We start from the raw sequence: 25,138 nt of genomic DNA on the forward strand, positions 1-25,138 counted from the left end.
GTTATCCACATTTGTGTACAACTTATCCACATTTAGTGTGCGAATATTAGTTCCCCACTATATATACAGCAGGGTTTGTGCACAATTCACAGGGTGTGGATAACTTGTTGATTTCTCTGATTTTTTCGATTTCTGGAGCGATTTCGTGCTCGTCTACGTACATATCAATTGCTAGTTCAATGTGTTCTTCGCAGCATTTCATTTATAAAACTCCTTATCCACATCTAGAAAAGCGTAAGCGCCTGTTCAGCTCCGACAGACAGATAACAAATCACGCGAAAAGTCCGGTTTTGACTTTTTGGGGGATTTTGTTCTGGCCGAGGAGTTAGGCGCTGAAGCTGGACATCAATGTGGTAAATTCTTTTTTTTTGGTTTCCTCTTCAAAGAAAAAACAGGAGAAGTTTACCCCTCCTGTTCTTCTCCGAGCTTTAGCTTCACTGATTTCTGTTTGCCTTCACGGTAGTAGGTGATGTCGATTTCTTCGCCGACTGACCGTTTGTAGAGCTGCTTGCGCAGGTCGATGATGTCTTTGATTTCCTGTCCGTCAAATTCCGTGATGACGTCCATTTCCTTTAGGCCCGCCTGTCCTGCAGGGGAGACCGGGTTCACGCTCATGACGACGACGCCGGATAATACTTTGTCAGGCAGCTTGAGCGTCTGTTCCCAATGATAGCTTGAGACTTCGTTTAAGGATCTCATGCCGATTCCAAGGAACGGGCGTCTGACTTCGCCGTATTTCTCCAGGTCTTGGATGATTGGAACAGCAAGGTTGATCGGGATTGCAAGACCAATTCCTTCTACCGCTGATTCGGCGATTTTCATGGAGTTGATGCCGATGAGCTTGCCGTCGATGTTGACGAGCGCCCCGCCGCTGTTGCCGGGGTTGATGGCTGCGTCTGTCTGGAGGACTTCCGCGTTCCAGTCGACTTCTCCGTCCTGGTTCGAGTCGACCGGAATGGCGCGCTCGGTGCCCGAGATGATGCCCTGTGTGACAGAGCCAGAGAACTGGAGGCCAAGCGGGTTTCCGATGGCGATGACCGGTTCTCCAGGCTTCACGTTGTCGGAGTTGGCAAATTCGGCTACCTGCTCGACGGCTTTGCTTTCGGATCTTAAAACAGCAAGGTCCATGAGCTCGTCGCTGCCGAGTACCTCAGCAGGGATCCGCGTGCCGTCGCTCAGGCTGAGCTCGATTTGTGTGGCTCCTTCAATGACGTGGTAGTTCGTGACGATGAAGGCACTTCCGCCTTCTTTTTTGTAGATGACGCCAGATCCGGTTCCGGCTTCGCCTTTTTCATTCCAGAATCCCGCTTCTTGGATGTTGACGACGCCAACGACCGCTTTTGAGACGCTATCTACAGCCTTCGTGACCGCCGTGCTCACATCCACGGATATGTTCCGGGATGGAACAGTCGAATTCGGTGTTTCGTCCTCTTTATCTTCCTCGTCCCCGCCTAGTGCGAGGTCATAAGGAAGGATGTTCATGTTGGCAAGGATCGGAACGGAAAAAAGGACGAGCAGGCCGCCAAGGATGGCGCCGAGAAGGCCGGGCAGAAATTTGCCGCCGCGGTTGCCTTTTTGCTTCCGGTTGTAGTGTTCATAGTCCTGATCATAGTACCCCATTGGTTATCCCACCCATCTTTTATGTAGCGCGAAAGCTCCTTTTTATCAGGAGCTTTTGCAGGACGTTATATAGATTCAGTATACCCAAGGATCTTCAAAAAAACTCCATTTACTGTGCTAAACAAGCACAAGGGGGGTGGGGGTTTTCGGGTCTGTGTCGTAAAGATCGAACTGCTCTCCAGGCATGTAGCCTTTGCCTTCAAGCGTCTGCTGGACAGACATGCGTGCGAGCTCTTTCATATTGTTGTCTTTGCTGAGATGGGCAAGGTAGATGCGCTTTGTGTTGTCGCCGATGACATCGGTCATGGCAAGCGCCGCGTCTTCATTGGAAACATGGCCGACGTCGCTCAGAATCCGGCGCTTGACGCTCCATGGATAGTGGCCCATGCGCAGCATGTCCACGTCATGGTTGCTTTCAAACACGAAGGCATCCGCATTGTGAATGATGCCTTTCATTCTGTCGCTGACATATCCGGTGTCTGTGATCAGGGCGAGCTTTTTCCCTTCATGGTGGAAGGTGTAGAACATTGGCTCTGCCGCATCATGGGACACTCCGAACGATTCGACGTCGATTCCGCCGAACGATTGAACGGTCCCGGTCCCGAAGATGAATTTCTGGTCGGGATGGATCGCACCAATCAGGCCTTCCATCGCCTGCCACGTTTTTTCGTTGGCGTAGACAGGCAGATTGTACTTCCGTGCCAGAATGCCGAGTCCTTTGATGTGGTCGCTGTGCTCATGGGTAACGAGTATCCCGGACAGCTTATTGATTTTTCTTCCGATCTGCTGAAACAGGGCTTCCATCTGCTTGCCGCTGAATCCGGCATCAACGAGCAGCGAATGCTTGTCTGTTTCGACATATGTTGCATTTCCCGTGCTTCCGCTTGCGAGAACACTGAATTGCAGACTCATTGCGTTCACTCCAATTTTTCATTAGAACGGATGACCTGTCCTTCTAATGCATTTACGTAATAATCCTCCGAATCATTGACGACGATGTGCCAGGTCGGGGCGAGGATCTGTTCGCCCGAGAGCGGGAACGGCGTATAATAGCCGAACTGAACCTCTGTCACCGTGCTGTTCGGTTTTAAGTCATTCTTGTTGTACAGGGCCTCAAGCGCTTTAATGGCAGGAAGCGTGTCCTGCTTGCCCTCAAGGTCCTGGATGTTTTCAAGCAGCGTCTGCTCGTAGCTGACGAGCTGGTTTTTATCATTTAAAAACAGTGTCAGCATCCCGATTTTCTGGTCGGCTGACAGGTCCTGAAACACAAGCCGGTCATTGTATGTCTGGATGTAGATGATCGTGTTCTTCACGTTATCCGTTTTCCAGAAGGCATATTGGTCGCCCGAGAAAATGTTTTCTCTGACAATCTGATTAAGCTTGCTTTGTGTGTTCGTTTCAGGCAGGGTGAAGGGCTTTTCAAATTCCGCCCGCAGGGACGTAATTTTATCCTCGAGATTCAGAACATCCTGGGCAGGGAGGGACTCCAGTTCTTCCTCTGTAAACACCTTGCTCTCAGCCGTAATGTAGGCGCCTGTTTCATTGCCTTGCGGAAGCTTCTTGTACGTAATGCCCTCTGCCGCAAGCTGCTCCTCGATCATTGGCTCTTTTATGACATCATACCGGCTGTTGGTAATGACGATATTGAAATATTGAATGGCTAAGAAGGTGTTTAGGACAAGGAAAGCCAGAATGAAAATGGTTTTCGTTTTACTCCAGTCCATCGCTGTTCCCTCCAAGCGTTTCAGTTTGCAGCTTTACGTATTGGCCGCCCGTTGTTTCGGCGTACCAGTACGGTTTGATGGCGACGATTCTCGGCTCTGCTGTTGCCGACATCTCATAAGCAGGGAAGACCCGCTTCACTTTGTCCGGTTCGATGCTTTTTTTCTGCTTCAGCTGGCTGACAACTTCTTTGCTTGAAGGCATGTCTACAGAACTTGGGTTATATCCTGAATTTAGACGGTAGAGCGGTCTTGAGTAGGTGGCGATTTCATTTTCTCCCCAGCGCATCGAAATCTCAGTCGGTCCGAATGTTTTAGAATTGTTTTCAAAAACGGGAATGGAATCAATCATCAGCCTGAATGAGACGAGCTGGCTGTCGGGATTCATGTTGTAGAAGTGGTACTCATCCGTCCATCCTCCGTGATCATTCAAAAACTCAATGCTCTGCTTCATCGCTTTTCCCCGTTCAATAAACATGCTCGGGTCAATGGTCGGGTTCACAAACCGCAGACGCTCCTGACTCGGGTAGATCGTCAAAAGACTCGTTCCGTCTGTATAGATGTTTTGTGTCGGTTTCATTTCCCGGCGGACGTAGTCGGGATTTGTAAAGAGCGCCCGCTTGAACGCTTCGCCATTGACGGAATTAATGATATATTCATTTTCATTAAGAGCAATCCGGCTCTCAGGAAGGAGCAGCCGGTTGCCTTCAGCAATTACCTCAGGCACGAAGCGGTCAAGGTTTTCCCGCTTTTCAATCACAGACGCAATGATGCCTTTGGCGTTCTCATTGCTGATGGAAGCTTCATAGACGAGTCTTTGCTCCATTGAAATAAAGAGGATCTTTTGAAACGACCCGTTTTTTCCGCTTGGAAGGACAATCCGGTCAAATGAAGAGTAGATCGTCTTTTGTGACTTGTATTGAAAAATAGACTGAAAGAGTTCAAACGGAACTTTGTCGCTGAAGAGAAACTCGATCTTTCTTGATTCGCTTTTTCCCGTCAGCCACTCATCCAGCTCATCAGCCGTGTATTTGCCGGACACGTTTTTCACTTCGCCCATGTTCCAGTTTTTCAGCTGATTCCAGACAAAGTCGATCCGTTCAGGCCGATAGGTGCCATAGTGCTCGGCTTTGTCGTGAACCATCATCTGATAGGGACGGATGACGTCCTCCGGTTCATGCTTCACGTTGCTGATCGGCTCGTTTTCAAGATACTGGCTGCTGTCGATAAAATCGTAGTTCGGCTTAAACGTCCAAAGGTTGTAGGTGAAAAACACACTTCCGCAGACGAGCAGCACCAATATAACGGTTTTTATATTTTCACGATTCATCCCACTCATCCTCTTGATCCCTTGTAAATGGAAGGGTAAACAGGATTGTGGTCCCTTTGCCTTCCACGCTTTCCGCCCAGATTTCACCGTCATGGGCCCCGATCATTTCTTTTGCGATGGCAAGCCCCAGTCCTGTGCCGCCAAGCTTTCTCGTTCTTGCCTTATCCACGCGGTAAAACCGCTCAAAGATCTTATGCTCTGTTCCTTTTGGAATGCCCATGCCCTGGTCGGTAACGCTGATCTGCAGCATGTCATCAATGATTTCTGTCTTAAAAGTAATCAGTCCGCCCTCTGGAGAATATTTCAGGGCGTTGGAAATAATGTTGTCTAACACCTGTGTTATTTTATCAGGGTCAATATCGACATAGAGCTTTTCTTCCGGCAGATCGCGGAGGAAGGAGACATGCTGCTCTTTCGTCATTTCAAACCTGTCGATAATCTGATTGAAGAAGGCTGTGAAGTTGACCCACTCTTTGTTGATGCGGTAATCCTTGCTGTCGAGCTTTGACAGCTGCAGAAGATCGTTAACAAGGCGGATCATCCGCTCGGTTTCATTCTGCGTCACATTCAAAAACTGCGGGGCAATGTCCCTGTCTTCCCACGCGCCGTCAGCAAGTGCTTCAAGGTAGCTGCGCATCGTCGTAAGCGGCGTCCTCAGCTCATGTGACACGTTCGCAACGAATTCGCGGCGTTCCTCATCAATTTTCTCCTGCTCCGTAATATCGTAGATCACGGCAATCAAACCGGTGATGCGTTTTTGCTCCTGCTGAATCGTCGAAAAGTTGACCTTCAGGATGTACGGTTTGTCCTCTGTGCTTGCATCAAGGATGAGAGAGTCCTGCTGGTCAATTAAACTATCAAACGTATATTCACCGTCAATGCCGAGAACCTTTGTAATCGGAACATCAATCACCGTTTCACGTGAAACGTTCAGCATTTCTATCGCTGGACTGTTCACGAGAATCACGTCGCCTGCGCGGTTTGTCGCGATAACACCATCAGTCATATGAGCAATCACGGATGCAAGCTTTTTCCGCTCGCCTTCTGTGGATGCCTGCGCTTCTTCAAGCTTGTCTGTCAGGTTATTGAACGTCACCGCCAGCTGGCCGATTTCATCCTCGCCGTAAACGCGCACTTTTCGCGAGAAATTACCCTTTGCAAGCTCCAATGCCTGCTTTCGCATATCAGACATCGGCCTTGTAATCGTCCTGGCCAGAAAGACGCCTAGAAGCGCCGTAATTGCCAAGGAAATACCGGTTCCGGTCGCAAGAATTCCGTTGATAACCCGCATTTGAGAAAAAACTTCTTCCATTGATGCGACTAGGTACAGGGCACCAATCGTTTCCTGATTGATGTTTTTAATCGGTGTGGATGAAATTTTCACGCGCCTGCTTGTTGGTTTATCTATATAGACTTTTTCATCCGGCTTTTCAAAGACGAGGGTACGCTTGACGAGTACTTCCGTCGTCCGCTTGCCGATAATGTCGCTGTTGTTCGGATCAGACGTAGCAATGACGCGGCTGTTTTTATCGATGACACGGATTTCCTGGATTTCATCTTTGGCGAAATCCTTTAGTATGGCCGTGATGTCTTCTTCAAGAGTGGGAAGGGTTCCGGTAGGATCCTCCGTCCTCTCCTTGGACATTTCCTGCTCGATGCTGTAGTTGATGAAATTGATCCGCTGCGTGATCGATGTGTTGAAATTTTCGGTGAGGGACCGTTCAAGCTGCTGAACGAAATAAACACCGATAATCTGCATGGCAATCATGATCAGGAGTACATAGACCATGACGAATTTGAAATGGATGGATCTGAAAAAACCGACTTTGTTCATGAATCCTACTCCTGTTCAGGGTTACGCAGGTAGTACCCGACACCTCGTCTTGTCACGATCCATGTTGGATGACTCGGGTTATCTTCAATTTTTTCCCGAAGTCTGCGGACTGTTACGTCGACTGTGCGCACATCTCCGAAATAGTCATAGCCCCATACGGTCTGGAGAAGATGCTCGCGGGTCATGACCTGTCCGATATGCTTGGCCAAATAATGAAGCAGTTCGAACTCACGGTGTGTCAGTTCGATTGTTTCCCCGCGTTTTGATACCACGTAGGCATCAGGATGAATCGTCAGAGAGCCAATTTCAATTTCGTTTTTATCAGACTGCTGTTCAGGAGGCAGCGCCTGAAGTCTTCTTAAATTCGCTTTGACGCGTGCAAGCAGTTCTCTTGTGCTGAAAGGCTTCGTTACATAGTCATCTGCTCCGAGCTCAAGTCCAAGCACTTTATCAATTTCCGAGTCTTTTGCCGTCAGCATAATAATCGGAATTTCATATTTTTTGCGGACCTCGCGGCAGACTTCCATTCCGTCTTTGTTTGGAAGCATAATATCTAAAAGGATTAAGTCAGGCTGCACTTCTTCAACCATTTCAAGCGCTTCGTTTCCGTCATAGGCGCAAAAAACGTCGTAGCCTTCTTTTTTTAAATTAAACTGCAGAATATCTGCAATCGGCTTTTCATCATCGACAACTAAGATTTTCTTTTCCACGGCCAATCGCCCCTTTTATATAAGGTGTTACGTGCTCTCTTCTTAATTTACCACTTATGACAGGCAGATTCATCTTTTCAGGCAGTTTCTTTTTAGGATGTCCCAAACCCGGTGCTGCAAATCAGCGGTGAAAAGACAAAAACCCGGCCATAAGCCGAGCTGTCTGTGCACTTGAAGTCAGAAAGGTTAAAATGAGGAAAACCTCGGGCATGGCCCAAGGTTATCTCTTTAAATACTTCAATGGATCTTTCAGTTTTCCGTTCTCATAGACTTCAAAGTGAAGGTGAACGCCTGTTGAGCGTCCGGTAGAACCCATGACGCCGATTTTCTGTCCCTGGGAGACCGTATCGCCGACCGATACGGAGATGGAATCAAGGTGGGCATAAACCGTCTTCATGCCGTTTCCATGATCAATTTCGACTTTATTTCCGTATGCACCGGAATTGCCTGCAGAGATAATCTTGCCGTTGTCTGCCGCTTTGATCGTGCGGTCACTTGGACGGGCAATGTCGATTCCTTTGTGCATCTTGCCCCAGCGCGTTCCAAGCTTGCTTGAAACATATCCGCCGACAGCCGGCCACTGAAGAGAGCCGTTTCCGCGTGAAGGAACCACTTTTGTTCCTTTGACGATGATTTCTTTTACCGGTTCAGCAAGCGTTTCTTCTTTTGTTGTTTCACGTTTCACTTCTTTGCCGTTTTCCTTGTGGACAACATAGTTCATAAGCTTCTGTCCGTCTTTGCCTTCTTGCTTCGTTTTCTTGTCGCCTTTAAACATAGAAGAATCTTCGACCACTTCTGTTTCATAGGCAATGGCTTCTTTTTTTGAAACCTCTTCTTTTACTAGGACATTTGTAAAAGGCTTGTAGTCTTTTACGTTCAGTTCTTCACCAGGCTTGATCACATTCTCATCTGACAGACCCGGATTAAGAGCAAGCAGCTCTTCAACAGAAAGCTTATATTCAGAAGCGACCTTTGAAAGGACATCTGAGTCTTTTACTTTGTGTTTTTTCTCTTCAAGCGTGCCTTTTGCAAGGAGCTTTACGCCTTCCTGTGCCGTCAGCACCTCTTCAGGAGAAATTTCCTCATCAGAAATTGAAACTTTTCCCGAGAGTGAAACGTCTACTATACGAGATTCATTTTCTTTTAATGGCTGAAGCGGCTGTGAGGACTGCTTCATTTTCTCAGCCTGCTCTACCTGCTCAGCCGGAACGTACTTGGCTTTGTAGGCTTTTAGAACTCTCTCTGCTTCTTCTTTGTTCTTGAAGTAGCCGACAGTCTGATTATCTATTTTAAGTAAAGCTGCGTCTGCTGCTACATTAAGCTCTTCTTTAAGCTTGGCAAGAGTTTCCTCGTTGCTTGCAGCAGGACGGAACATTTGCTCAGGGATAACTTCCATCTCTTCAACCGTTAATTGATAATCTTCATATTCTTTTTTGGCCTCTTCAATCTTTTGCTTTGAAAGGTCATCAATTAACTGCTGACTGTCTACCGTTCCGATTCTTTCGCCGTCCAGATAAATATGGTAAACGGTCTCAAGATTTTCCTCTGCAGAAGCATTCATGCCGAATGTCATGGCGCCTGCGAAAGTCAGACCGAATAATGCTTTCTTTATAGTGCTGTTTGTATGCTTCACGTTGTTTCCAACGAATCCAGTTATGCGCTTAAACACGATACAATTTCCTCCCAAATGACCACTGATCAGTACTTTATCTATCATCTATATAAGCCTATAGTGCTATGTTTGCGGATTTCTTTTTTAGCCACTCTACTAACCTACCATATTATCAGACTATTACCTAGCCATTTTCAAAAATGTAACATTTCTGTATTATTGATGTCATATTTTAGTTTTTGATGTAAAAATTTGCACTTTTATGTAACGGTTATGCGACTATAGGCATAACAAAAAAGACATGCATCCCGTTTAGGATCATGTCTTTTTTCTGTGTCCAGCTTCAGCACCCAGTGCTGAAGCTTTTCGTAGTGGCTTGGGACGGAATCGAACCGCCGACACAAGGATTTTCAGTCCTTTGCTCTACCGACTGAGCTACCAAGCCGAAGTATGTATGGATCAGCGATTATCTGCCGACTTAAATTATTATAGTTCAATAACGGCTTAAACACAAGACTATTTTTAAAATAATTAAAAAATCGAAAGGGACGGATCCCTTTCGACCTGAATGGCTTAGCTGTATACGCTTCTTACAACGTTTGTCTGCGTTCTGTCAGGTCCGACAGAGAAGACGGAAAGCGGAATGCCTGTTAGCTGAGATACGCGCTCAATGTAGTTGCGTGCGTTCTGTGGAAGTTCTCCTAGGTCGCGAACGCCTGTGATGTCTTCTGTCCAGCCTGGAAGCTCTTCGTATACCGGCTCACATTCAGCAAGAACTTTAAGGCTTGCAGGGAACGACTCCATGATTTCGCCTTTGTACTTGTATGCTGTACAGATTTTAAGTGTTTCAATGCCCGTCAGAACGTCAATTGAGTTAAGGGACAGGTCTGTAATTCCGCTGACGCGGCGTGCATGGCGGACAACAACGCTGTCAAACCAGCCGACGCGGCGCGCGCGGCCTGTTGTAGTTCCGTACTCACGGCCGACTTCGCGGATCTGGTGGCCGATTTCGTTATCAAGCTCTGTCGGGAACGGACCGTCTCCAACACGCGTTGTGTAAGCTTTGGATACGCCGACAACGTGGTTGATTTTCGTCGGGCCGACGCCTGAACCGATCGTTACGCCGCCTGCAACAGGGTTTGATGATGTAACGAACGGATATGTGCCCTGGTCGATATCAAGCATAACGCCCTGTGCACCTTCAAACAGAACGCGTCTGCCGCCGTCAAGAGCGTCGTTCAGCACAACAGCTGTATCGCAGACGTACTGTTTGAACTGCTGGCCGTACTCATAGTACTCATCAAGAATTTCTTCCATTGTGAAGCCTTCTGTTTCATAGTACTTTTCAAGCATGCGGTTCTTTTCTTCAAGGTTGCGCGCAAGCTTTTCTTCAAACGCTTCGCGGTCAAGAAGGTCAGCAATACGGATGCCGACACGTGCTGCTTTGTCCATGTAAGCAGGTCCGATTCCTTTTTTCGTCGTGCCGATTTTGTTGGCGCCTTTGCGCTCTTCTTCTACTTCATCCAGCTTAAGGTGGTAAGGAAGAATAACGTGTGCGCGGTTGCTGATGCGCAGGTTGTCTGTGCTGACACCGCGGTCGTGAAGATATTTAAGCTCCGTCATAAGAGCTTTAGGATCAACGACCATTCCATTGCCGATTACACAGGTCTTATCACTGTAGAAGATACCTGATGGAATTAAGTGCAGCTTATATGTTTCACCGTTGAATTTAATTGTATGTCCGGCGTTGTTTCCGCCTTGATAACGGGCAATGACCTCCGCATTTTCGGAAAGGAAATCGGTGATTTTGCCTTTTCCTTCATCTCCCCATTGTGTACCAACTACTACTACTGAAGACATTAATGTGCACCTCCGGTTATTTAAAACACTTTCTAGATTCGCTCAATCAAACAAGCTAATTCTACCAGCAGAACGGCCAAAAGTCAACGAAAAGACGAACATTAATGAGATTACATTTTCTTTTCGTTCGTGATATGTTGTCGTTGTGAATGATTTGGTTCTTCTTTTCATAGGTTAACCTCTGATTTTGGGTTTCATTCTGTAAGGGGAGGATGTGTGAGTGATTTGCGCAATGGTATCTGTTCCTTTCCGCTGCAATTCACAGGAGTTAAACCACTTAAAAACGAAGTGTGAGAGTGATACAGGCCGTTAACTTGCGACCACATGCGGAATACTTGCCGGAATACCTCTTTTACTAGAAAAAGCTGATCCATTTCGTGCCGCAAACAGCCTTTTACTTGAAAATTTCCAGATACCTCCTAAACAATAACGCGCATCCTCCATACATGCATCCGCAGCCCCTGATCAAACAAAAAAAGCCGCCCCCAATGGACAGCTTCTAAGCACCTGGAGGGACGCCGGCATCATCGAAGCGCCGTTCCAGGTTGACGAATTTGTTGTATTCTTTGACGAACGCCAGGCTGACGGTGCCTACTGGTCCGTTACGCTGTTTGGCGATGATGATTTCGATGATGTTTTTGTTTTCGGATTCTTTGTCGTAGTAATCATCCCGGTAGAGGAAGGCTACGATATCGGCATCCTGCTCGATACTTCCGGATTCACGGATATCGGACATCATCGGACGCTTGTCCTGACGCTGCTCAACGCCGCGGGAGAGCTGGGAAAGGGCGATGACCGGGACTTTGAGTTCCCTTGCGAGAGACTTCAGTGTCCGGGAGATCTCGGATACTTCCTGCTGACGGTTGTCTTTGTTCCGTCCGCTTCCCTGGATGAGCTGCAGGTAATCAATCAGAATCATCCCGAGGCCGCTTTCCTGCTTAAGGCGGCGGCATTTGGCGCGGATGTCGCTTACGCGGATACCCGGCGTATCATCGATGTAGATGCCTGAGTCAGACAGGCTTCCCATGGCCATTGTGAGCTTGCCCCAGTCTTCAGGGGTCAGGTTTCCTGTACGCAGTGCCTGGGCGTTAATGTTGCCTTCTGCGCAGAGCATCCTCATGACGAGCTGGTCCGCACCCATCTCAAGACTGAAGATGGCGACATTTTCGTCCGTTTTTGTTGCGACGTTCTGGGCGATATTCAGGGCAAAGGCGGTTTTACCAACGGAAGGACGGGCCGCCACGATGATAAGGTCGTTTCGCTGAAAGCCTGCCGTCATCCGGTCGAGCTCGGTAAATCCTGTCGCGATTCCCGTGATGTCGCCTTTTCGTGTGTGGAGCAATTCAATGTTATCGTACGTTTGGACGAGTACATCTTTTATGTTCTGGAAAGCTCCTGCGTTTTTTCGCTGTGAGACTTCCATGATGTTTTTTTCGGCTTCGTTGAGGAGAACTGCCACTTCGTCTTCGCGCGAATATCCGTCCTGGGCAATGGTTGTTGCCGTGCGGATCAGGCGGCGAAGAATGGATTTTTCCTCGACGATTCTGCCGTAATATTCAATATTGGCTGCTGTCGGGACAGAACCCGCCAGGTCGCTTAAATAAGATACACCGCCGATTTCCTCTAGTAAATTGGCATCTGCAAGCTCTGAGGTGACTGTTACTAAGTCAACAGGCTCTCCTTTATCCGCAAGCCCGAGCATGACATTGTAAATCTTCTGATGAGATGCTCTGTAAAAGTCTTCTGGAATCAGAATTTCAGAAGCTGTAATCAATGATGCGGGTTCGAGAAAAATGGCTCCGAGCACGGCTTGCTCCGCCTCAATGTTCTGTGGAGGAATCCGGTCATCAAACATTTCATTCATGATGATCACCGTCCTTAACTGGATTTAGGCAGGACTTAAGCCTGCAAAAAAGATGTGATGCGCAGAAAAGAAGCAGCATCCATTCACACATCACATCTTGCTTATTATTGTTCAGTTACATGCACTTTCAGTGTTGCAGTTACGTCAGGGTGAAGCTTGACAGGCACGTTTGTATAGCCGAGAGCGCGGATGGCATCCGGCAGCTCGATTTTGCGCTTGTCGATTTTATGGCCATGTGTTTTCAGCAGTTCATCTGCGATTTGCTTGCTTGTGATTGAACCGAAAAGACGGCCGCCTTCTCCTGATTTTGCTTTGAGCTCAACTGTAAGGCTCTCGAGCGTTTCTTTCAGTTCTTTTGAGCGCTCAAGCTCTGCTGCGGCTTCTTTTTCTTCTTTTTTCTTCTGGCCCTGCAGTTTGCTGATTTCTGTGTTGTTGGCTTCGATTGCAAGCCCCTGTTTGATCAGGAAGTTATGTGCGTAGCCGTCTGCTACATTTTTTACTTCCCCTTTTTTGCCTTTGCCTTTAACATCTTTCAGGAATATAACTTTCATGATTTGGTTCCTCCTTCTAAATACTCCAGGATTGCCTGTTCTAATCTCTCTTCTGCCTCATTCAGAGACAGGTTCTCAAGCTGAGTGGCCGCATTCGTAAGATGTCCGCCGCCGTCTAAGGCTTCCATGATCAGCTGGACGTTAATGTCCCCCAGTGAACGGGCGCTGATGCCGATGGTCTGGTCGTTTCTTCGGGCAAGGACAAAGGATGCCACAACGCCGCTCATCGACAGCAGGGTGTCCGCTGTCTGGGCGATGATGACCTGATCGAACATCTCGTCTGAATCAGGATCTGCCTTCGCGATTGCGATGCCTTCTCTCAGCATGTTGGTATTTTGAATCAGTTTTGAACGCTTCACGTAATGCGTAATGTCTTCTCTCATAAACTTCTGCACAAGGATCGTGTCTGCCCCTTTGGATCTTAAATAAGAAGCCGCGTCAAATGTGCGCGATCCCGTTCTGAGCGTGAAGCTTTTCGTATCCACGATGATGCCGGCAAGCAGCGACGTCGCTTCAATCATGTTCATTTTCAGACGTTTTGTCTGATATTCCAGAAGCTCTGTTACAAGCTCGGCCGTTGAAGAAGCATAAGGCTCCATGTAGACGAGAAGCGGATCTTTAATAAATTCTTCGCCGCGTCTGTGATGGTCGATGACGACGACATTGTCCATTTTGTTGAGCAGCTTTTCATCGATGACAAGGGATGGCTTATGCGTGTCCACAACAATCAGCACAGAATCATCGGTCGAGATCTCGAGCGCCTCATCTCTCGTAATAAAACGGGACCAGAGATCCGAATGCTGTCTAACTTCCTGGATCAGCCGCTGGACGCCTGTATCGATCTCGTTTTGATCAAGCACGATAAAGCCTTCTTTATCGTTCACCTGCGCCACTTTCAAGATGCCGATAGCGGAACCGATCGAGTCCATATCAGGGTATTTGTGACCCATGATGATGACCTTGTCGCTTTCAGAAATGATTTCTGTCAGAGCGTGTGAAATAACCCTTGCACGAACCCGAGTCCGTTTTTCCATCGGGTTCGTTTTTCCGCCGTAGAATTTCACTTTTCCGTTCGTCTGCTTGATGGCCACCTGGTCGCCCCCGCGTCCGAGTGCAAGATCAAGACTCGACTGGGCAAGGTCTCCAAGCTCCGTCAGAGAAGGGACGCCTGAACCGATTCCGATGCTTAGCGTCAGGGAGATGTTTTCTACGGTCGTCTGCTCTCTAACTTCGTCAAGAATTGAAAACTTTCCTTTTTCAAGCTTGATTAAAATATGTTCATTCAGAATCGCCATAAAGCGCTCTGAGGATGTTCGTTTCAGGTAAATGCCGTTTTCAGTCGCCCATTTGTTCAGGATGGACGTGACATGCGAGTTGATCGAGCTTTTCGTCTGATCATCTAGCCCCTGGGTCACTTCATCGTAATTATCAAGAAAAATAAGGGCAAGAACCGTGCGCTCATCTTCATACTGTTTCTCAATTTCAATCTGCTCTGTTACATCAAAGAAATAGAGCAGCCGTTCTTCCCGCTTAATGATCACCTTGAATTTCCGTTCATGAAGGGTGATCGTTTCGGTGTCCACTTCCTGTTTCACAAGCGGAACGAGAGCTTCTGCGACATCATACATGGAACGTCCGACAAGGGTATCCTCATGAAAACAAGAGGTAAGGAACGGATTGGTCCATTCAATATGGAACTGTTCATTAAACAGCATGATGCCAATCGGCATTTCCATCAAAGCTTCCTCTCCAACCCGTTTCAGACGGTAGGAGAGCGTGGAGATATAGGTCTCCATCTCTGCTTTTATTTTTTTATCGGCAGCCCGGAGAAGAAACAAAATCGCACCTAAAAGAAGGACCCCGGCTAAACCGATCATCCACTGATAGTAAAAGAGGATGATGATGGAAATCGCGGTCAGGGCAATCAATGCTAAAAGGGGGTACCTGATTAATGGTTTTTCAAAAAAGCTGGGCATGTTGTTTCATCTCCTCAAACCTACAGTGAAACATACGCAAGATTGCTTTAGTCAATGTATGAATCTAGTTTATGCGCTTTTCTTTTATTTTTTCACGCGGCCCCGCAAATTAAATGCTAAATCAATTATACCTAAGATTCTTACGAGATACATTAGGATCGGGACAATCAATGAAACGATGACCGCAATAACCGGTATCGCTTTTGAATAGTTTTTCACATAGCTGTAGAACCAGATGAATGAAAAACCCTGGATGACAAGGAGCATCTGCAGCATAAACAGAAGGTTAACAGCTGCGATGAAAAGAAAGCTTCCTTCCTGAAGATCAAAAAACATCAGAAAACTTACACCGAGGTAATACCAGACGATGCTTGAAGGAAGTTTCCACTCGCGGAAGTGCTTAATCTTCGCCATTTGTACATTCAGTCTCTTCATCACCGGAATGGCCGCGGCGTGCGAGAGCAGGGTGAAAATAAAAGCAGAAGAGAGAAGGACACTTGGGATCAAGTAGCCTATGAGCTTCATCTGCTCTTCCAATTGTTGAATTGCGTCTTCATTTGCTTCCTGTCCCACTGCTGCCATCATGGATCTCGCCATTTCAAAGGTTTCATCCATTGCAGCTGTCATTTCCTTCACAGGATCAACCTGAAAAAACGCAACGGATGCAGCATACAGCACGACAAAGCTCAGCAGAAAGGAAAGTGTTCCAGCTATTAAAGCTCCTGCTGTCTGCTTTTTTCTGTAGAAATGACCCATCACAATCCCGCTTATTGAAAAAATCAGGGTCAGCGGCAAAGCAAACAAAGAACCAATTAACAATGGCACAGCACAAGATGCAGCCGTCAGAATGCCTGCCGGCTTTAAACCATGCCTGACCGTGTACAAAATGAACGGCAGCGGCATAAAGAACATTAAAATCGCCCCGAACAGCGGCAGATAAAGCGTCATAAATGTTAAGACAGCAAACAGCGCCAAAAGAATCGCGCCTTCTGTCAGTACGTTAACCCGTTTCACAGATTCACCTCTTTTTACCTTCCAAGCTTATTTTAAATGAAGCAAGACCTGCAAATCAAATATACAAAAGCGGAAGCGCCTTGGTCAGATCCGATAGGCAGATAAGAATCCGGCGGAAAAGTCCGGTTTTGACTTTTTTGGCGGATTTGTTCTGACAGAGGATTTAGGCGCTGGAGCTGGACGAAGACAACTCTGCAATAGTATCTATAGCCATATTTTCCTGAATAATAAAAAAAGCAGCAAGGAATCCTCACTGCCTTTTTCATCTTATTATTCGCCAGAAACGTATGGAAGTAAAGCCATTTGACGAGAGCGTTTGATAGCAATCGTTAATTTACGCTGATATTTAGCGCTAGTTCCTGTTACACGACGTGGTAAAATTTTACCGCGCTCAGAAACGAATTTTTTAAGCAAATCTACATCTTTGTAGTCGATGTGAGTGATTCCGTGTGCAGTGAAGTAGCACACTTTACGACGTTTTGCACGTCCACCTTTGCGTCCGCCTGCCATAGTTGTTTCCTCCTTCCGTAACTTTATTTAGTTCGAGCTGTATGTTTTAGAACGGTAAGTCATCATCAGAGATATCAATCGGCTTTCCATCGTTAGCGAATGGATCGTCATCAAAGTTCGAACGCCCTTGATTACGCTGATTCTGATTTTGATTTTGGTTTTGGCTGAATGGATTCTGCTGTCCGCCTTGTCCACCCTGGCCTCCGCCGTAATAATTGTTGTTTCCGCCACCGCCGCTGTTTCCACCACCGCTGCTTTTAGGCTCAAGGAACTGGACGCTTTCTGCAACCACTTCGGTTACGTATACGCGCTTGCCAGTCTGGTCTTCATAGCTGCGTGACTGAAGACGTCCATCAACGCCCGCAAGACTGCCTTTTTTAAGGAAGTTTGCAACGTTTTCGGCTGGACGGCGCCATACGACACAGTTAATGAAGTCCGCTTCTCTTTCGCCCTGCTGGTTTGTGAAGGCACGGTTTACAGCTAATGTAAAAGTAGCAACTGCCGCTCCGGCTGGAGTGTAGCGCAGTTCTGGATCTTTTGTTAGTCTGCCGACTAAAACAACCCGGTTCATCATCAGAATCATCCTTTTCTGAGATATCTAATCTATATGAATTACGCTTCTTTTCTAGTTACCATGTGACGCATGATGTCTTCGCTGATTTTCGCTAAGCGGTCAAATTCTTGAACAGCTTCAGGCTGTGATGCAACTTGAAGAAGCATGTAGTAGCCATCGCGAAGATCGTTGATTTCGTAAGCAAGACGGCGCTTGCCCCACTCTTTTGTTTCTTCAACTTCCGCACCATTGTCAGCTAAAATTGTGTTGAAACGCTCAACAAGAGCTTTTTTAGCCTCATCTTCAATGTTTGGGCGGATGATATACATGATTTCGTATTTATTCATCTCTTACACCTCCTTTTGGTCTAAACGGCCCTAAACGGGCAAGGAGCAATTAACATTTCAATTACTCACAAGTTTAAATTATAGCAAACAAATGGACTTTAGGCAACCCGGGATTAGACATTAAAACGGAAATGAATAACGTCTCCGTCCTTCACGATGTATTCTTTTCCTTCAAGGCGCACTTTTCCGGCTTCACGGGCTGCTCCCATTGTTCCTGCATTCAGCAGATCTTCATAGGAAACCGTTTCTGCGCGGATAAATCCGCGTTCAAAGTCAGAGTGGATGACACCGGCACACTGAGGTGCTTTCATGCCTTTTTTGAACGTCCATGCACGCACTTCCTGAACGCCTGCCGTGAAGTAAGTAGCAAGGCCAAGAAGGTTGTATGATGCTTTGATCAGCTGATCAAGGCCTGATTCTTCAATTCCGAGCTCTTCAAGGAACATTTCTTTTTCCTCGCCGTCAAGTTCTGCAATTTCAGATTCAATTTTGGCGCAGACAACAATGACCTCTGCTTTTTCACCGGCAGCAAATTCGCGGACAGCTTTCACATATTCATTGTTTGACGCATCTGCCACTTCGTCTTCAGAAACGTTTGCTACATAAAGAACCGGCTTGCTTGTAAGCAGGTGCAGATGCTTTACGATCTTCATCTGTTCGTCTGTAAATTCGACAGAACGGGCAGGTTTGTCATTTTCAAGCGCCTCTTTAAGCATTAACAGAACCTCATGCTCATAAACGGCATCTTTGTCTTTTTGTTTTGCAAGCTTGCCGACGCGGTCTGCGCGCTTGTCTACTGATTCAAGGTCTGCAAGGATCAGTTCAAGGTTGATCGTTTCGATATCGTCAATCGGATCCACTTTTCCTGCTACGTGAGTGATGTTGTCATCAGCAAAGCAGCGGACAACGTGGCAGATTGCGTCTACCTGGCGGATATGGGAAAGGAACTTGTTTCCAAGGCCTTCTCCTTTGCTTGCGCCCTTTACGATTCCTGCAATATCGGTAAATTCGAATGCAGTCGGAACCGTCTTTTTAGGCTGAACAAGTGCTGTCAGCTTTTGAAGACGTTCATCCGGCACTTCAACGATCCCGACGTTCGGATCGATTGTGCAGAACGGATAGTTGGCTGATTCTGCTCCAGCCTGTGTGATGGCGTTAAAAAGAGTCGATTTCCCAACGTTCGGAAGACCGACGATTCCTGCTGTTAAAGCCATAATGAATTCCACTCCTCTATATTTATAAATGGCCCGTGTCAAAAAGGGCTTTGCGTTTTATCTTCTGGACAAAAAAAAGACAAGTCCTCGTTTCTAAACCAATCTTCAACAATTATAGATAGTAACGAGGGAAATGACAAGCTAAAGAGGGAGAGGCCCGGATTGCTGAAAAGGTATTTTCTCCACTAAAAAAAGGAAAACCGGCTTGTAAATCCGTGTTTTCCCTTTAGAAAAACTTATTCTTCATGTTTGACTAATCTTTTTTTCATCTTCCTGGCAAATTCCCTGCGCGGAATCATGACACTGTGTGAGCAGCCTTCGCATTTGATGCGGATGTCCATGCCCATTCGGATAATTTTCCAGCGGTTCTCTCCGCACGGATGAGGTTTTTTCATTTCGACAACGTCATTTAAGCCGAACTCTTTATCCACTATTCCGTCACCCTTTCTTTTGGCCTTGATTCCTCGTTTCTTGAGTACATCACCATGCGCGGATATGGAATTTCAATTCCGTGCTCATCAAGCCTCATCTTAATTTCCTTTCTGAGCACCCTTGAAATATGGAAATGCTTCATCGGGAGAACCTCGCTTACAACCCGGAGCACAACTTCAGAAGGTCCGAGATTCTGCACGCCGAGCAGTTCAGGCGGCGCGACCATTTCTTCATATTTATCAGGAAGCTCAAGCAGCAGATCCTCAATAACTTTTTCTGCCTTCGGAATGTCACCCTCATAGGCAATGCTGACATCAACAAACGCCACGCTGTTGTTGATCGAGAAGTTTGTCACTTCCGTTATGTTCCCGTTTGGAAGGATATTGATTTCACCGGTCCAGCTTTTGATTTTTGTCGTCCGCAGGCCGATTTCTTCAACCGTTCCTTCAAATTGCCCTACACGGATCATATCCCCTACAGAAAACTGATCCTCAAAAATAATGAAGAAACCAGTGATAATATCCCGTACAAGGTTTTGCGCGCCAAAGCCGACGGCAAGACCGACAATTCCCGCTCCTGCAAGAAGCGCCTTTACATCAAAGCTCAGCGTCTCAAGAATCATGAGGAGAGCAATGAAGTAAACAAGATAGGTCAGTACGTTGTCCAGCAATTTAACAAGGGTGTTTTCTCTCCGCTCTGAAATCCGGAGCGGTGATTTTGTGCGGAGCATGAAGATCTTTCCGATCACCACATTGCCGATCTTGATCAAGATGGAGGCAAGAATGAGAATCCCGATGATCTTCAGCAGCCCTTGTCCGGCACTGAGCCACATATCTTCATTAAAAAAAGAATCTGTCATTTTATTCATCAGCTTGTTGGCAAAATCCACTATTTATCAACCTTTCTTAAGAAAGATAAAAGACTGCATATTTTAAGATAAAATTTATTTTAGCAATTTTTCATAGGAAATGACAGTCCTGAGCTAAAACTCCCGCAATCACGTAATCATGTATAGAATTCTGAATTCTTCCGTATACTGATACTACTAAAATGAGGGAGTGAAAGGATGAATTTTAAACCTGGCTTTTTAAAACCGTCGCGTGACCGTATCCATTATGAAGATGAACATGCGGCCGAGCAGCTGTCAGCTGAACTGAAACTCCTTCATTCTGTCCGGAAACCGGTTGTCGTGCTGTGCATCGGAACAGACCGTTCAACAGGCGATTCCCTGGGGCCTTTAGTCGGAACAAAACTGAAGGAAGCAGGGCTGCGCCATTTTCATATATACGGGACATTGGCAAACCCTGTCCATGCGGTTAATTTAGAAGAAACCATCGAGGCGATTGAACGTGTCTTCCACAAGCCGTTTATCTTGGCTGTGGATGCATGCCTCGGCAGGTTGAAAAGCGTCGGGACGTTTCAGGTTGGGGCTGGCCCGATCAAGCCGGGCGCAGGCGTCAACAAGGTTCTCCCTGAAGTTGGAGACATCCACATTAACGGCATTGTCAATGTGAGCGGATTTATGGAGTTTTTTGTCCTTCAAAACACAAGGCTGCATCTTGTAATGTCGATGGCCTCGATTATTGCAGACAGCATTGCATCCATTGACCGCGAAATGAACGCGGCGCCGCCAAAGAAAAAAACCTCCTGGCTGAACCAGGTCAAGGATGCCAGCAGGTCTATACAATAAGATTATACAAGTTTCATCACAGTGATGATCACAGCAACGACAGCAAGACTCGGAAGGAGATTTGCCACGCGGATCGCTTTAATCGAGAGCATGTTCAAGCCAATAGCAAATATCAGGATGCCGCCTACAGCTGTAATTTCTGAAATAAGATCATCAAGCAAACTCTTAGGAATATACTGATGAATCACATTGGCAAATACGGCAATGCCGCCTTCATACAAAAAGACCGGCACGGCCGAAAACAGCACGCCGATACCAAGCGTGCTTGAAAGGACCATGCTCGTAAAGCCGTCGATCATGGATTTCGTATACAGAATGTCATGGTCCTGTCTAAGACCGCTGTCAAGCGATCCGACAATCGCCATTGCGCCGATAACGAAAATAAGTGTGGCTGACACAAAGCCCTGCGCAAAATTTCCGGACTGATCCCTGCTGAATTTCCGTTCAAGCAGGCGTCCGACCCGGTGAAGCATTTGCTCAATATTAATCGCTTCCCCAATGACGGCTCCAAGCACGAGGCTGATGATCACAATGAAAAGCTGCTTGCTCTCAAGCGCCATATCAAGACCTAATACCATTACAAACAGACCGATCCCAGCCATGACGGTCTGTTTCATCGTCTCAGGTATTTTCCTCAGCAGAAGACCTAACAGGGCCCCTGCGACAATACCTGCTGCGTTAACCAAACTTCCTGTTAAAACCACTTTATATCACTCCGTTAGCTCTATGTATGTCAGCCAAAGCAAAAGAAGCCGCCTTATGGGCAAGATGGCTTCCTAAGATGATTGCTCCGCTTCAAGCAATTCCAGAATTCTCTCGAGATCTTCCTTTGAGAAAAATTCAATTTCAATTTTGCCTTTTTTCTTTTGCTGCCTGATGGTGACAGATGTGCCGAAATACTCCCGCAAGTAGGATTCTCTCTCTTTAATAAACACATCTTTGCTGACAGCCTTCTTTTTCGTTTCACGTGGAACGTTCTCGTTCAGCTGCTGCACCAGAAGTTCCACCTGACGGACATTCAGCTGTTCCTTCATGATTTTTTCAGCGAGAGGCTTCACTTTCTCTTTGTTTTTCAGTCCAAGCAGCGTTCTGCCGTGACCCATTGAGAGCTTACCGTCGGATATATGCTGCTGAATAGCTGACGGAAGGGAAAGGAGCCTCAAATGATTGGCAATGTGAGGTCTGCTTTTGCCGAGCCGCCTGGCGAGTTCCTCCTGCGTAATGTGCAGGTGGTCAAGCAGGGACTGATACGCAGCTGCCTCTTCAATCGGAGACAGATCTTCACGCTGAAGATTTTCAAGGAGAGCAAGCTCCATCATCTGCTGCTCGGTCAGCTCTCTCACAACAGCGGGCATAACCTCTAGTTCCGCTTCTTTCGCCGCACGGTACCTTCTTTCACCGACAACAATTTCATAGCCCTTTATACTTTTTCTCACAACAATCGGCTGGAGAATGCCATGCTGAAGGATGGACTCCTTCAGTTCTTCAATCGCACCGGGTGCAAATGTTTTTCGGGGCTGATAGGGATTGGGACGCAAATCCTTCAGTTTGATTTCCTGATAAGATTCATCTTTGCCGGCTTCTATATTCGTAAAAAAAGCGTTAAGTCCTTTTCCTAACCCTTTAGCCATTCACTACCACTTCCTTTGCCAATTCTAAATATACATCTGCGCCTCTTGATCGCGGGTCGTAAATGATAATCGGCTTTCCGTGACTTGGTGCTTCACTTAAACGCACGTTCCGCGGAATAATCGTTCTGTAAACTTTATCGCGGAAATACTTCTTCACCTCTTCAATGACCTGTATGCCTAAGTTGGTCCTGGCATCAAGCATTGTCAGAAGCACGCCTTCAATCATTAAATCGGTATTCAAATGTTTTTGGACAAGCCTTACTGTGTTTAAAAGCTGGCTCAGCCCTTCAAGAGCATAATATTCGCATTGCACAGGGATGAGGACGGCATCAGAGGCCGTCAGAGCGTTGATTGTCAGAAGCCCGAGAGAAGGCGGACAATCAATAATCATATAATCATAGTTATGTTTTACTTTTTCAAGCGCACGTTTCAGACGGACTTCCCTGGAAATGGTCGGGACAAGTTCAATTTCGGCACCCGCTAATTGGATCGTGGCCGGAATAACGTCCAGATTTTCGACAGCAGTCGGCTTTATGACATCTACTACATCTGCATCATCTACTAAAATATCATAAACACATAGTTCAACATCTGCTTTTTCAATTCCAATACCGCTTGTCGCATTTCCTTGTGGGTCAACATCAACGAGCAAAACCCGTTTTCCAATATAAGCCAGGCAAGCGCCAAGATTTACGGAAGTTGTTGTTTTGCCGACTCCGCCTTTCTGGTTCGCAATGGCAAGAATTTTCCCCACAGTGTCACCTCATTCACTAGACATGAACTCTATCATCTCTTTATTCTATCATGAAATATGGACAATAGTTTGAACTTTTTAGGAATTTGAAAAAATGCGCCAATAGGCCGTAAACCTTGTTTTATCAGGTCCTGTCCGCAAAAGAAAAGCCCGCCTGCAATGGACGCAGGAGAGCTTATTTCGGGATTTTTATAGTGAATTGAATGTATTCTTCAAACTCTTCTTCTTCGGCATTGATTTTGACGCCTGTGTCTGCAACCATTGAGAGCGACTGGCGGATTGTGTTCATGGCGATGCGCGTATCACGGCTGAACGCTTTTCGTTTCGCTTTTGCTTTCGGCGCCGTTTTTTCGAGCATTTTCACGACACGGTCCTCTGTCTGCTTCACATTAAGCTGCTTTTCCATAATTTCCGTGAGCAAAAGGATTTGAGGTTCAGGTTTCTTAAGAGGAATGAGCGCTCTGGCATGCCTTTCTGTGATCTTCTTCTGAAGCAGCGCCTGCTGCACTTCATCAGGAAGTTTCAGCAGCCTGAGCTTATTCGCTACAGTAGACTGTCCTTTTCCCAGTCTCTGTGCAAGGGCTTCCTGCGTCAGATTGTGAAGCTCGAGCAGCTTTGCATAGGCAACGGCCTCTTCAATGGCAGAAAGTTCCTCCCGCTGAAGATTTTCAATCAGCGCTACAGATGCCGTTTCCGTATCGTTGAAATCCTTGATGATGGCGGGAATGGTTTCCCAGCCAAGTTTTTGAACAGCTCTGAATCTTCTTTCCCCGGCAATAATTTCATAGTTGCCGTCTGCCTGGCGCACAACAATCGGCTGAATGATGCCGTGTGTGTGTATGGTAAGAGAGAGTTCCTCAATTTTTTCATCAGCAAATACAGTACGCGGCTGGAAACGGTTCGGGACGATGTCCGCTACCGGAATCTTCTTTACCTCATCATATACTGAATCATCAATTTCTTCTGTATCTATTCCTGCTGTTTTTTCTGCTGTATCTTCTTTTTCTCCCAAGCCGAAAAAACGAGAGAATGGATGCTTCATGAGCCTACACCACCTTTAGAAACTGCCATCATATTATTTCTCTTTCAAGTCTCTTTTTTCCTGCATGCAATTCAAACTTTCCTCCTGATTCGCTGCACTGAAGAACCCGCTGTCTTCAGGCGAGCCTGTCTACTCAAGAGGAAGTTTATTCGGTGTACCCGGTTTTCGCGGATATTTTGCAGGTGTCGGTTTTTGCTTATGGATGACGATGATTGAGCGCTCACTTTCTTCAAGAGGCAGCTCAAAAGCATATTTATTTTCTGTTTTTCCGCCGAGGGTGATGATGGCTTTTCTTGCAGTTAAAAGCTCATCCTCCGCACTTGCTGCCTTCATCGCAACAAAATGTCCGCCCGGCTTGACAAGCGGGAGGCAAAGCTCGCTTAATACGGAAAGGCGCGCTACCGCTCTCGCTGTCACAACGTCATATGACTCTCTGTGTTCTTTCTTTTTGCCGAATGTTTCGGCTCTGTCGTGATAAAGGGATACACCGGACAGATTCAGAGATTTTGAGAGATGATCGAGAAACGTGATGCGTTTATTCAGGCTGTCCACAATCGAGACGTTCAGGTGCGGAAAGCAAATTTTGATCGGCAGGCTCGGAAAACCGGCGCCTGCCCCTACATCACATATGGAAAGCGGCTTTGTAAAGTCAAAATAAAAAGCAGCGGAAATGGAGTCGTAAAAATGCTTTAAATAGACTTCCTTTTTTTCCGTAATCGAAGTCAGGTTCATTTTTTCATTCCACTCTACAAGCAGATCATAGTATGTCTCAAACTGCTGAAGCTGCGTGTCTGTCAGGGTGATTCCTTTTTCTTCGAGACTTGCCTTAAATAACGAAATGTCCATAGTCAAAACCTTTCTGATGCTTGAAAT

25 protein-coding genes and 1 tRNA gene are annotated in these 25,138 nt (G+C 46.6%); 1 reads left to right on the top strand and 25 read right to left on the bottom strand.

What is annotated here, in order from left to right; all coding sequences use genetic code 11:
• Nucleotides 1-46: 46 nt before the first annotated feature.
• The 20 genes from ACK1LH_RS20865 to ACK1LH_RS20960 all read right to left on the bottom strand — a co-directional run bounded on the left by ACK1LH_RS20865 (nt 47) and on the right by ACK1LH_RS20960 (nt 20,016).
• Nucleotides 47-202 carry a CxxH/CxxC protein gene (locus tag ACK1LH_RS20865; RefSeq protein WP_411334240.1) on the bottom strand — a complete coding sequence of 52 codons (156 nt, stop codon included), beginning with the start codon at nt 200-202 and terminating at the stop codon, nt 47-49.
• A 200-nt stretch (nt 203-402) separates the two neighbouring features.
• The gene (locus ACK1LH_RS20870) at nt 403-1,620 is read right to left on the bottom strand and encodes a S1C family serine protease (protein WP_411334241.1); all 1,218 of its coding nucleotides are present in this window, start codon (nt 1,618-1,620) and stop codon (nt 403-405) included.
• 117 nt (nt 1,621-1,737) lie between these two features.
• On the bottom strand, nt 1,738-2,532 hold the full coding sequence (locus tag ACK1LH_RS20875) for an MBL fold metallo-hydrolase (RefSeq protein ID WP_411334242.1): 795 nt from the start codon (nt 2,530-2,532) through the stop codon (nt 1,738-1,740).
• 5 nt (nt 2,533-2,537) lie between these two features.
• Nucleotides 2,538-3,344, bottom strand: coding sequence for a two-component system regulatory protein YycI (locus tag ACK1LH_RS20880; RefSeq protein WP_411334243.1), 807 nt, complete (start codon nt 3,342-3,344; stop codon nt 2,538-2,540).
• On the bottom strand, nt 3,331-4,671 hold the full coding sequence (locus tag ACK1LH_RS20885) for a YycH family regulatory protein (protein WP_411334244.1): 1,341 nt from the start codon (nt 4,669-4,671) through the stop codon (nt 3,331-3,333). The genes ACK1LH_RS20880 and ACK1LH_RS20885 overlap by 14 nt, the downstream gene beginning before the upstream one ends.
• Nucleotides 4,661-6,505, bottom strand: coding sequence for a cell wall metabolism sensor histidine kinase WalK (gene walK / locus ACK1LH_RS20890; protein ID WP_411334245.1), 1,845 nt, complete (start codon nt 6,503-6,505; stop codon nt 4,661-4,663). The genes ACK1LH_RS20885 and walK overlap by 11 nt, the downstream gene beginning before the upstream one ends.
• 5 nt (nt 6,506-6,510) lie before the next feature.
• Nucleotides 6,511-7,215, bottom strand: a complete 705-nt coding sequence (yycF, locus tag ACK1LH_RS20895; RefSeq protein WP_029282964.1) for a response regulator YycF — start codon at nt 7,213-7,215, stop codon at nt 6,511-6,513.
• 220 nt (nt 7,216-7,435) lie between these two features.
• Nucleotides 7,436-8,884: a peptidoglycan DD-metalloendopeptidase family protein gene (locus ACK1LH_RS20900; protein ID WP_411334246.1), complete on the bottom strand. Its 1,449-nt coding sequence runs from the start codon at nt 8,882-8,884 to the stop codon at nt 7,436-7,438.
• 315 nt (nt 8,885-9,199) lie between these two features.
• Nucleotides 9,200-9,272, bottom strand: a tRNA-Phe gene (locus tag ACK1LH_RS20905).
• 128 nt (nt 9,273-9,400) lie between these two features.
• Nucleotides 9,401-10,687 carry an adenylosuccinate synthase gene (locus ACK1LH_RS20910; RefSeq protein ID WP_029282960.1) on the bottom strand — a complete coding sequence of 429 codons (1,287 nt, stop codon included), beginning with the start codon at nt 10,685-10,687 and terminating at the stop codon, nt 9,401-9,403.
• A 499-nt stretch (nt 10,688-11,186) separates the two neighbouring features.
• Nucleotides 11,187-12,551 (bottom strand): replicative DNA helicase, encoded by a 1,365-nt coding sequence (dnaB, locus tag ACK1LH_RS20915; protein ID WP_029282958.1) that lies wholly within the window; start codon nt 12,549-12,551, stop codon nt 11,187-11,189.
• Nucleotides 12,552-12,655: 104 nt separating this feature from the next.
• Nucleotides 12,656-13,102 (bottom strand): 50S ribosomal protein L9, encoded by a 447-nt coding sequence (gene rplI, locus ACK1LH_RS20920; protein WP_029566480.1) that lies wholly within the window; start codon nt 13,100-13,102, stop codon nt 12,656-12,658.
• Nucleotides 13,099-15,078, bottom strand: a complete 1,980-nt coding sequence (locus ACK1LH_RS20925) for a DHH family phosphoesterase (protein ID WP_029282954.1) — start codon at nt 15,076-15,078, stop codon at nt 13,099-13,101. Before ACK1LH_RS20925 ends, rplI begins: the two co-directional genes overlap by 4 nt.
• An 84-nt stretch (nt 15,079-15,162) precedes the next feature.
• Nucleotides 15,163-16,092 carry a YybS family protein gene (locus ACK1LH_RS20930; RefSeq protein ID WP_411334247.1) on the bottom strand — a complete coding sequence of 310 codons (930 nt, stop codon included), beginning with the start codon at nt 16,090-16,092 and terminating at the stop codon, nt 15,163-15,165.
• Between the two features lie 270 nt (nt 16,093-16,362).
• On the bottom strand, nt 16,363-16,602 hold the full coding sequence (gene rpsR, locus ACK1LH_RS20935) for a 30S ribosomal protein S18 (protein WP_029282950.1): 240 nt from the start codon (nt 16,600-16,602) through the stop codon (nt 16,363-16,365).
• Nucleotides 16,603-16,648: 46 nt separating this feature from the next.
• The gene (gene ssb, locus ACK1LH_RS20940; protein WP_029282948.1) at nt 16,649-17,176 is read right to left on the bottom strand and encodes a single-stranded DNA-binding protein; all 528 of its coding nucleotides are present in this window, start codon (nt 17,174-17,176) and stop codon (nt 16,649-16,651) included.
• A 38-nt stretch (nt 17,177-17,214) separates the two neighbouring features.
• On the bottom strand, nt 17,215-17,502 hold the full coding sequence (rpsF, locus tag ACK1LH_RS20945; RefSeq protein WP_029282946.1) for a 30S ribosomal protein S6: 288 nt from the start codon (nt 17,500-17,502) through the stop codon (nt 17,215-17,217).
• A 113-nt stretch (nt 17,503-17,615) separates the two neighbouring features.
• The gene (ychF, locus tag ACK1LH_RS20950; RefSeq protein ID WP_029282944.1) at nt 17,616-18,716 is read right to left on the bottom strand and encodes a redox-regulated ATPase YchF; all 1,101 of its coding nucleotides are present in this window, start codon (nt 18,714-18,716) and stop codon (nt 17,616-17,618) included.
• 236 nt (nt 18,717-18,952) lie between these two features.
• Nucleotides 18,953-19,150 (bottom strand): DUF951 domain-containing protein, encoded by a 198-nt coding sequence (locus ACK1LH_RS20955; protein WP_029282942.1) that lies wholly within the window; start codon nt 19,148-19,150, stop codon nt 18,953-18,955.
• A complete protein-coding gene (locus ACK1LH_RS20960; RefSeq protein ID WP_411335131.1) occupies nt 19,147-20,016 on the bottom strand; it encodes a mechanosensitive ion channel family protein in 870 nt (289 codons plus the stop codon). The genes ACK1LH_RS20955 and ACK1LH_RS20960 overlap by 4 nt, the downstream gene beginning before the upstream one ends.
• Before the next feature lie 198 nt (nt 20,017-20,214).
• On the opposite strand from ACK1LH_RS20960, the gene yyaC reads away from it, so the two are divergent.
• Nucleotides 20,215-20,838 (top strand): spore protease YyaC, encoded by a 624-nt coding sequence (gene yyaC / locus ACK1LH_RS20965; RefSeq protein WP_029282937.1) that lies wholly within the window; start codon nt 20,215-20,217, stop codon nt 20,836-20,838.
• A 2-nt stretch (nt 20,839-20,840) separates the two neighbouring features.
• Here yyaC and ACK1LH_RS20970 read toward each other — a convergent pair whose 3' ends face one another.
• From ACK1LH_RS20970 to rsmG, 5 genes are all read right to left on the bottom strand, one after another.
• Entirely contained in the window at nt 20,841-21,542 is a 702-nt protein-coding gene (locus ACK1LH_RS20970; RefSeq protein WP_411334248.1) for a DUF554 domain-containing protein, read from the bottom strand.
• A 72-nt stretch (nt 21,543-21,614) separates the two neighbouring features.
• Complete coding sequence (locus ACK1LH_RS20975) at nt 21,615-22,469, bottom strand: ParB/RepB/Spo0J family partition protein (protein ID WP_029282933.1); 855 nt, start codon at nt 22,467-22,469, stop codon at nt 21,615-21,617.
• Nucleotides 22,462-23,223, bottom strand: coding sequence for a ParA family protein (locus ACK1LH_RS20980; protein WP_029282932.1), 762 nt, complete (start codon nt 23,221-23,223; stop codon nt 22,462-22,464). Before ACK1LH_RS20980 ends, ACK1LH_RS20975 begins: the two co-directional genes overlap by 8 nt.
• 175 nt (nt 23,224-23,398) lie before the next feature.
• Nucleotides 23,399-24,265, bottom strand: a complete 867-nt coding sequence (noc, locus tag ACK1LH_RS20985) for a nucleoid occlusion protein (protein WP_029282930.1) — start codon at nt 24,263-24,265, stop codon at nt 23,399-23,401.
• A gap of 129 nt (nt 24,266-24,394) precedes the next feature.
• Nucleotides 24,395-25,111 (bottom strand): 16S rRNA (guanine(527)-N(7))-methyltransferase RsmG, encoded by a 717-nt coding sequence (gene rsmG, locus ACK1LH_RS20990; protein ID WP_029282927.1) that lies wholly within the window; start codon nt 25,109-25,111, stop codon nt 24,395-24,397.
• Nucleotides 25,112-25,138 lie beyond the last annotated feature (27 nt).

The sequence above is a fragment of the Metabacillus indicus genome (genome assembly GCF_046603695.1).
GTDB classification, from domain to species: domain Bacteria; phylum Bacillota; class Bacilli; order Bacillales; family Bacillaceae; genus Bacillus_P; species Bacillus_P indicus.